Source organism: Sphingomonas sp. TZW2008, assembly GCF_002117915.1.
In the GTDB taxonomy this organism is placed as follows: domain Bacteria; phylum Pseudomonadota; class Alphaproteobacteria; order Sphingomonadales; family Sphingomonadaceae; genus Sphingomonas.
In genome coordinates, this window is the sequence record NZ_BDJB01000023.1 from 1 (window position 1) to 7,348 (window position 7,348).

Genomic DNA, 7,348 nt, shown 5'->3' on the forward strand with positions numbered 1-7,348 from the left:
CCGCCGTCGCCCTCGCTGCAACCGTCATCTTCTGGCTGTGATCAACGAGTCCTGAGCCTAGGCCAAGCGAGGAAAGCGCTTTTATAGTCACGCAGCTCATTATGATGAGGCGGTACTGTCAAACGAACTGCACCTACTGGTAGGTGCGGGCGCCATGCTCCTCCCGCGTAAGCCTGCCAGTCCCTTTCAGTACTTCAACTCCTCCCCGAGGTGGATCCGGCTAGGTTCGTCTTCGCTGTCCCACGTGCATCGTGCAAGACAAGTTCGCGTTAGACCGAGAGCACCGCGCGGCTGCTTGCCCCGCGGGCGTACCTTGGCACGTAGGTGCCGCCACTTCCCTGACGTCCATGGTTTGGCGAAGCGGCTCATCTGATAGGCACTTGACATCGCCTTCTTAGTGAACGCCTGATTTGGGTTGGCTATCAGCCCTTCTGCCAAGATGACTATCTGAAGAATTGAATGGGGTACCTGGAACAGCGAGCGACTAGCGGGGACAGCCTTGCCCCTTCGTTTCATCAAGAGGGACAAGGTCCGGAGCCAAACGTAGGTGTCGAAATTTGGTGATCAAAAGCCTATTGCGGGGTGACTTAAGCGCTATGAATGCTGACAGATCCGCGCTTCATTCGGTTGTGCAGAGGCTTGCAGCTCGCTCGCCGCTGACCATTGAAGAACAGGACGCTATTTTGAACGTCCGCCACAAACTCGAATATGTGGCGAGGAACCGGAACATATGGCGGCCGCAACTTTCCGAGAGACATGTTCACGTCCTTGTATCCGGCTTAACCGGAGTTTTCAGGCAGGCACGGAATGGAATCCGGCAGATCACGTCCATCCACGTCAGCGGCGACATCATAGGTCTCGAGCAGATCGTGGCTTCGCACTTAATGCTTGGGCTAGAATCGTTGACGGATACCTCATTACTGATCTTGTCGCTTCCTGACCTGCGCCGGCTTGCTGATCGTTATCCTGCAATCGCCATGGCCTTCTGGCAGGAAAGCGCCGACTTAACCCGGATCATTGCCGAACGATTGTTTACAATCAGATCTCTCGGTGCATATCCCCGATTGGCCCATCTGTTCTGCGAAATGGCAATCCGCTCCGATGCGGTTCCTACTCGAGAATCAAAGTCGTTCAGCTTTCCCTTCGCCGCTAATCAGCATCATATAGCCGACGTACTGGCGCTCACCCCTGTTCATGTTAACCGAATGCTGAGAGAACTTCGAGAACGCAACGTCATGGGGCTTCAAAACCGGTCCGTCACAGTCCACAATTGGAATGTGATGCAGGACGTCGCGAGTTTCGATGCGGCCTATCTTCGGCCGCGCTGGAAGAATGCTGCCGTCGATTGCCGAAGCGATGGCAATGCAACGAAACTCCGCTAGTGGACGCAAGGGCGGTAGCGCGGCTCCAGAGATTTGTCATCAATCAGGTTGCCGAAGAGACCTTTGGACATTCGATACCTAGGCGATCCAATGCTGAGTGAAGCTTGGTTCCGGTTACCGGCTGCGAGACGACAATGACGCAACGGTCATTACCAAATTGCCTCTTTATATCATCATAGTGTTCATCACCTACGGCAAGCACGAAGGGCAGATCGGCATGAAGGGCTCGCAGTTCACGGATGAGCCAAGGCCCCTCACGATCTGTCAGGCTATGGTTCACCACGAGCACGTCGAAAAACCCCTGAGCCGAACGAACCTTGTTCAAGGCCTCTAGGGCATTGGCCGCTTCGTCGGCCACGTAGCCGGCGGCCGTCAGAACTTCGGCCACGAGCGCCCGGATGTTCGGCTCACCGTCGACGACGAGAATGCGTCCGGTGCGTCCCTGGTCGAGCACGTCGCGGATCTTCTGTGCCAGTCCCTGATAGGTGAATGGCTTTGCGATCATGTCGACGCCCGGATCGAGTCTGCCACCATGCACGATGGCGTTCCTCGTATACCCCGAAGTGTAGAGCACCCTCAGCCCTGGTTGCTGTTCCCGGGCAGCCTCCGCCAGCTCGCGCCCGGTCATGCCCGGCATGACGACGTCGGTGAACAGAAGATCGATCGCTTCTTTTTGTCGGTCGTGCAAACGCAAAGCTGACGGACCGTCGTGAGCCTCCAAGACGCGATAGCCCAGTTCTCGTAGGCATTCGACCGTGTAGGCGCGTACGTCGTCGTCGTCTTCAACGACGAGTATGCACTCGCGGCGGCGGCTGACCTCCATCCCTTGGGTGAGGGTGGTCTCGCGCTCGGCGGCGCCCTCGGCCGACAACCGGGGCAAGTAGAGCTTGACGGTCGTGCCTTGCCCCTCCTCGGAGTAGACCTTCACGTTGCCGCCGGACTGCTTAACGAAGCCATAGACCATCGAGAGCCCGAGGCCCGTGCCCTTGCCAACCTCCTTGGTGGTGAAGAACGGCTCGAACACACGGGCGATCATGTCCTTTGGCATGCCCGAACCAGTATCGGTCACAGCGATGACGACGTATTGCCCCGGCGCTACCTCCGCATGCTGTGCCGCGTAATGCTCATCCAGGCGCGCGTTAGCGGTCTCAATGGTGAGTTGCCCGCCACGCGGCATGGCGTCGCGCGCGTTCACGGCCAAGTTAAGAATGGCGCTCTCAAGCTGGTTTGGGTCCGCCTCGATACGCCATAAACCAGGGCTCGTGACGATCTCTAAGCCGACCGTCTCGCCCAGTGCACGGTTAAGCAGGTCGGACATGCCGACTACCAGCTTGTCGACGTCGATTGCTTTGGGTGCCAACGGTTGACGACGGGAGAACGCCAGGAGACGCTGGGTAAGGGCAGCCGCTCGTTCTGCACCCTTCAAAGCGTTGTCCAACGCTCGCGTGGCACGAGCATCCGAGAAGTTCGCCGCCGCGAGCGCGCGATTGGCCATATCGATGTTGCCCGTGACCACCGTCAGCAGGTTATTGAAGTCGTGCGCGATGCCACCGGTCAACTGACCCACCGCTTCCATCTTCTGAGCCTGTCTGAGCGCCTCCTCGGTTTTGGCACGCTCGGCGACCTCAGCCACGACGCGATGCTCAAGCGTCTCGTTTAGCTCCCGAAGGCGCTCCTCGGCAGAGCGCCGCTCCTCAATCTCGCGCTGCGCGGCCTGGTACAGGCGAGCCTTGTCGACGGCGATTGCGGCTTGCGCGGCAAGCCCGGTCATTAGACGCTCGTGGCGATCGGTAAAGCGTTGCGGCTCTGAATGACCGAAAAATAGTCCTCCAATCACCTCTGAGCCACCCGTCATCACCGGAACGGCCAGGTAACTGCGCACAGGCAGATGGCCCTGTGGCATCCCAAAATGCGGATCGTTCTTGCCGTACCGGGCATCGACCAGGATGTCATTCGACCGGATCACCCCGTCGCCTTGGAACGTTGGCTGAAACACGTCCGTCGCCCGTGGCATCGGGAAGTTCTCGAATGCCGAACGCTCCACGCCTGATAGCGTGTAGAGCATGTAGCTCTCACCCGCGTCATTCAGTACGTTGTAGAAGAACGCGCCGAACTGTGCCCCAGTCAGCTCCACACTGGCGTCGGTCACGAGCTGCACTATGCGATCAAGTTCTAGCTCCGCAGCCACGGCCTGACCGACCTTGTTCAGCGTTTCGAGCGTGCGTGTCTCCTCTTGGAGTCTCTCGTACGCATCGCGGCGGTCTGCCTCAGCCGCCTTCTCCTCGGCTATGTTCCGTGCCTCGATCACCGTTCCGATCGGTCGGCCGCCGTCGTCAAGAACGGGGCTAGCCGTGAACGCTACGGGATAGAAGCTACCGTCTGGCGCGACGAACAGCTCCTCGCCCTGCATATGCGCGCGCTCGGGAAACGCCCGATCGATGGGGCATTCGTCAAGCGGATAGTGCGAGCCATCCGGCCGCTTGTGATGCACAACATCATGGAGGGGGCGACCCTGCATCTCGGCAAGGTTGTAGCCCGTCAGCTGCTCCGCCGATGGATTGGCATAGATGCACTGTTGCCGCTCATCCATCAGGAACACGGCCATGCGAGTGTTGGCCAAGATGGCATCTAAGCGCCTTGAGGCTTGGTCCAAGGCTGCTTCTGCACGATGCGTCGCTGTCACGTCCCGCGAGATCGAAAGGATCTTCTCGGGTTTCCCGTCAGCACCATTGATGGGAGTGACCGCCACATCCCACCAGCGCGGGTTACCTTTTGCAGTTGTCGCGAAACCTTGAAAATGACCAGGTTGTCCGAGCCTCGCCGCGTTAACTGCTGACAATGCTCGTTCGCGGTCGGTTCCGGTCCAGAAATCCGGCCAGTAAGCTCCGCGGATCATGTCGAAGTCGTCTACCTCCATGACGCACATGCCGCCTTCACTTAAAAACTCGAGGCGGGCATCAAGGTCGAGCACCTTGATGCAATCGGCTGAGCTGGCGAGGACCCTGCGATTGAACTCCTCACTGGCCTGAAGTGCAGCGGTTGCCTTGTGCCGTTCAGTTACGTCGCGGTAGAAGACTGCCAGACATTGCCCTAGCGGATACACCCGTACCTCAAGCCAGACGTCGTGTAGATCTGAGCGATGATGATATTCGAACGTGGAAGGCCGCTTTGTTCGCAGTGCCTCCTCATACGCGCGCAGCGTCGGAAGATGGTCGGACTCCGGCCAGGCCTCGAGTATGTGCTTCCCAACCAGCTGATCGCGACTGCGTCCGTCGATGCGAAGGCCCTCAGCGTTGATGTCTAGGATTCGCAACTCGCTATCAAGGATCGCGAACCCCTCCGTCATGCTGTTTAGAACGCGCGTTAGCTGCTCTTGCGCATCACTGGCAAAGCCGGGTTCTGCCGATTGTAGGTCAGGGTCATGAGGTTCAAACGACATTTGACAGAACTTCTTAAGGTTCGCCCCCCCCGGGGATGGCACGACGTAGTGGGATCACTTGAACCTCGCAACTGCTACGGTCGCTCGTGCTGTACGCTACGATGTCCTGGCCGATGGCTACGGGTATAGCCCAGGTCGATTTCCTCGATTTTCCACGTGAAGGCGCCTCCACAAGGAAGTGATTGGTCCCAGGCCTTAGCTCAGTCTGGATAGCGGATGGGTCAACGGCAGCGGCGACCGTCTTTGCTATCCCATGCCGTTGAAAGAAACAGGTTTTCTACCTGCTATAGATGCCTTCGTAGTGCGGGGGTCAAAGGTTCGAGTCCCGTAAGCGGCACCACCTTCTTTATAGCGCTTCCACAAGGGAAACGGCGGCTGCTGAAGCGAAGGCGCTGTGGCGTGGGAGCCCCCGTGAATCCTCGCTTGGATAGCTTTCACCAACAACGTCCGGCGGCACCCTGGGGGCGTTGGCTTTCGCATCGATCATGCGCGACTTCGTCACAGATCGTCGAGTGGGGAATCCGCTCTCAGCTGCCATTCGCAGTGACTACTAGCGGCTAATCAGCCACTCTCGGACGTTCGCTATCAGTGCGACCCAGCCTGAAAGCGGACGTTTCGCTTACGCCCATTAGCGACCCTGTGGACGGTAAGACCGCACGTTGCATAGGCAAACACTTGCTCAGCGCGACAACTCTTTACCGCTTCTGCCACGCGCGTCCTGTAATCGGTTTCACGCTCCTTAACGCTACATAGGGAGGTCCATTGTCTATACAGGCCGCACAGCTGCAAGCAGGCTTAGATTACGCCGCATCAAAGAGGGCGTCACGCCGCCTGCTCTTTTGTGCCAAATTCGGTGTGGTTACGGGCCGGCGCAGGTTTGCCAAAAAGGTAGCCCTGACCTGCTGAGCAACCCAACTCAATCAGCGCCAACCTTTGAGCTTCTGACTCAATACCTTCTGCGGTTACTTCAAGGCCCAGGCTTGTCGCAATCGAACATACTGCGCTCACAATAGCCCTGCTCTGCGGACGGGTGAGCCGCATGCGCGGCTTTCGTCATTGGCGGTGGCACCTCGACGAGATGTACGTGAAGATGAACGGGGAGATGGTTTACCTGTGGCGAGCGGTGGATCAGGAAAGTGAGATCCTCGAGAGCTACGTCACAAAGACGCGCGACAAGGACGCGGCGCTCCGCTTCATGAAGAAGGCGCTGAAGCGTCACGGCTCGCCTGAGGCGATCACCACCGTTGGGCTGCGCTCCTACCGTGCCGCGATGAAAGAGCTGGGCAACGAGGAGAAGCAGGAGGTCGGCCGCTGTGCGAACAACCGGGTGGAGAACAGCCATCTGCCCTTTCGGCGACGCGAGCGAGCGATGCTGCGGTTCCGGAGAATGAGGTCGCTACAGAAGTTCGCCTCCGTCCACGCCAACGTCCACAACCACTTCAATCTCGGACGCCATCTTGTAGACAGGCAGACCTACAAGGAACGCCGCTCTGCCGCCTTCGCAGAGTGGCAGATCCTCGCGAGCTAGGCCCCTGCCCTCAAAGATGCACATGCATCGCGGAAAGAGCAGTTTGCGTTAGATTTACAGCACTCCTGCGAGCCTTACCGCCGCAGATAAGCGAGGGCCCGCGCCGAAGTGCGTTATAGCTGGCCCGGCGTGACGATATCATTACACACGGTCGCGCACTGCCTATAACTAACTATCAAATCCAAACGCCGGCTCACGCATCTACGGCTTTCCTGCCGGCTTACATCATTCGATAAGAGCGATCCAGGCCAGGAGAATCACGCCGATCATGATAGCGAAGATCTGTAGGATCAGGCGAACTTCCAAAATGCTATGCGCCTTCATCGGCTGACTAATCCGGTTTCCATTGGGACTCAACGTCAAGCGACTGGATATGGTCGCAAAAAAACAACTTGATCCGCGATGCTTTGAAGCTGCCGGGCGCCTACGAAGGTCCTTAACCGGGCTTACCCTGATCCTAGCGATGGCCCCTGCAGGGTCCGCACCGAGTTTCTCGCGCACCGGTGGGTCGACGTAGCGTTGGCTGCCTGGCGGCTCGTTTAAGCAAGCGGCTAGCACTGGGTCGCAGCGTAGTTTGCAGCATAGGTTATGGCGCGCTGCGCCCAAGCGCGTAGGCTGCTGGCATGGCTCAGTTTCTTGTGACGATCCACGATGGCACGACCGATGCAACTGGCATCGCCAGCGCCGCTGACGTTGCGACGATCACGCGCGACACCGCAATGGCAGCACTCGAGATGGCTGCCGATGCGGCGGCGCGCGGAACCGTCCCGCGATTACTCCGCTGCGCAGTTGAGAACGACGCGGCGGTGTTGGTCGCTAAGTTCGACATCAACATCAGCGTGACCGAACGGTAACCTCGGCCGAGAATACCTCCACCGCTATTGACTGATAGAACGTTTCCAATTTTGCAGGGCGAAGAATGTGCGGATAGCCGCTTAGGGTCAGGACTCATTGGTCATAGCCAGAAGATGACGGTGGCAGCGAGGGCGATGGCGGAGA

Annotated in this window: 5 protein-coding genes; 3 read left to right on the top strand and 2 right to left on the bottom strand. The window is 58.6% G+C overall.

Translation table 11 applies throughout. From position 1 onward, the window contains the following. Positions 1 to 560: 560 nt before the first annotated feature. Entirely contained in the window at positions 561 to 1,382 is an 822-nt protein-coding gene (locus B7L05_RS16765) for a Crp/Fnr family transcriptional regulator (RefSeq protein WP_179187262.1), read from the top strand. A 43-nt stretch (positions 1,383 to 1,425) separates the two neighbouring features. Here the strand turns inward: B7L05_RS16765 and B7L05_RS16770 are convergent, their stop codons facing one another. Both B7L05_RS16770 and B7L05_RS16775 read right to left on the bottom strand, forming a co-directional pair. Continuing rightward, positions 1,426 to 4,821: a PAS domain-containing protein gene (locus B7L05_RS16770; protein WP_085811433.1), complete on the bottom strand. Its 3,396-nt coding sequence runs from the start codon at positions 4,819 to 4,821 to the stop codon at positions 1,426 to 1,428. Between the two features lie 822 nt (positions 4,822 to 5,643). Continuing rightward, complete coding sequence (locus B7L05_RS16775) at positions 5,644 to 5,862, bottom strand: EAL domain-containing protein (protein ID WP_085811434.1); 219 nt, start codon at positions 5,860 to 5,862, stop codon at positions 5,644 to 5,646. Between B7L05_RS16775 and B7L05_RS16780 the strand changes: the two genes are divergently transcribed. Then, on the top strand, positions 5,861 to 6,349 hold the full coding sequence (locus B7L05_RS16780) for an IS6 family transposase (protein ID WP_256926819.1): 489 nt from the start codon (positions 5,861 to 5,863) through the stop codon (positions 6,347 to 6,349). The genes B7L05_RS16775 and B7L05_RS16780 overlap by 2 nt on opposite strands. Before the next feature lie 623 nt (positions 6,350 to 6,972). Next, positions 6,973 to 7,203 (top strand): hypothetical protein, encoded by a 231-nt coding sequence (locus tag B7L05_RS16785; RefSeq protein WP_085811435.1) that lies wholly within the window; start codon positions 6,973 to 6,975, stop codon positions 7,201 to 7,203. Positions 7,204 to 7,348 lie beyond the last annotated feature (145 nt).

Coding starts and splice junctions, on each gene's coding strand:
- B7L05_RS16775 (WP_085811434.1), bottom strand. CDS start 5,862: ATGCGGCTCACCCGTCCGCAGAGCAGGGCTATTGTGAGCGCAGTATGT.
- B7L05_RS16770 (WP_085811433.1), bottom strand. CDS start 4,821: ATGTCGTTTGAACCTCATGACCCTGACCTACAATCGGCAGAACCCGGC.
- B7L05_RS16785 (WP_085811435.1), top strand. CDS start 6,973: ATGGCTCAGTTTCTTGTGACGATCCACGATGGCACGACCGATGCAACT.
- B7L05_RS16780 (WP_256926819.1), top strand. CDS start 5,861: ATGCGCGGCTTTCGTCATTGGCGGTGGCACCTCGACGAGATGTACGTG.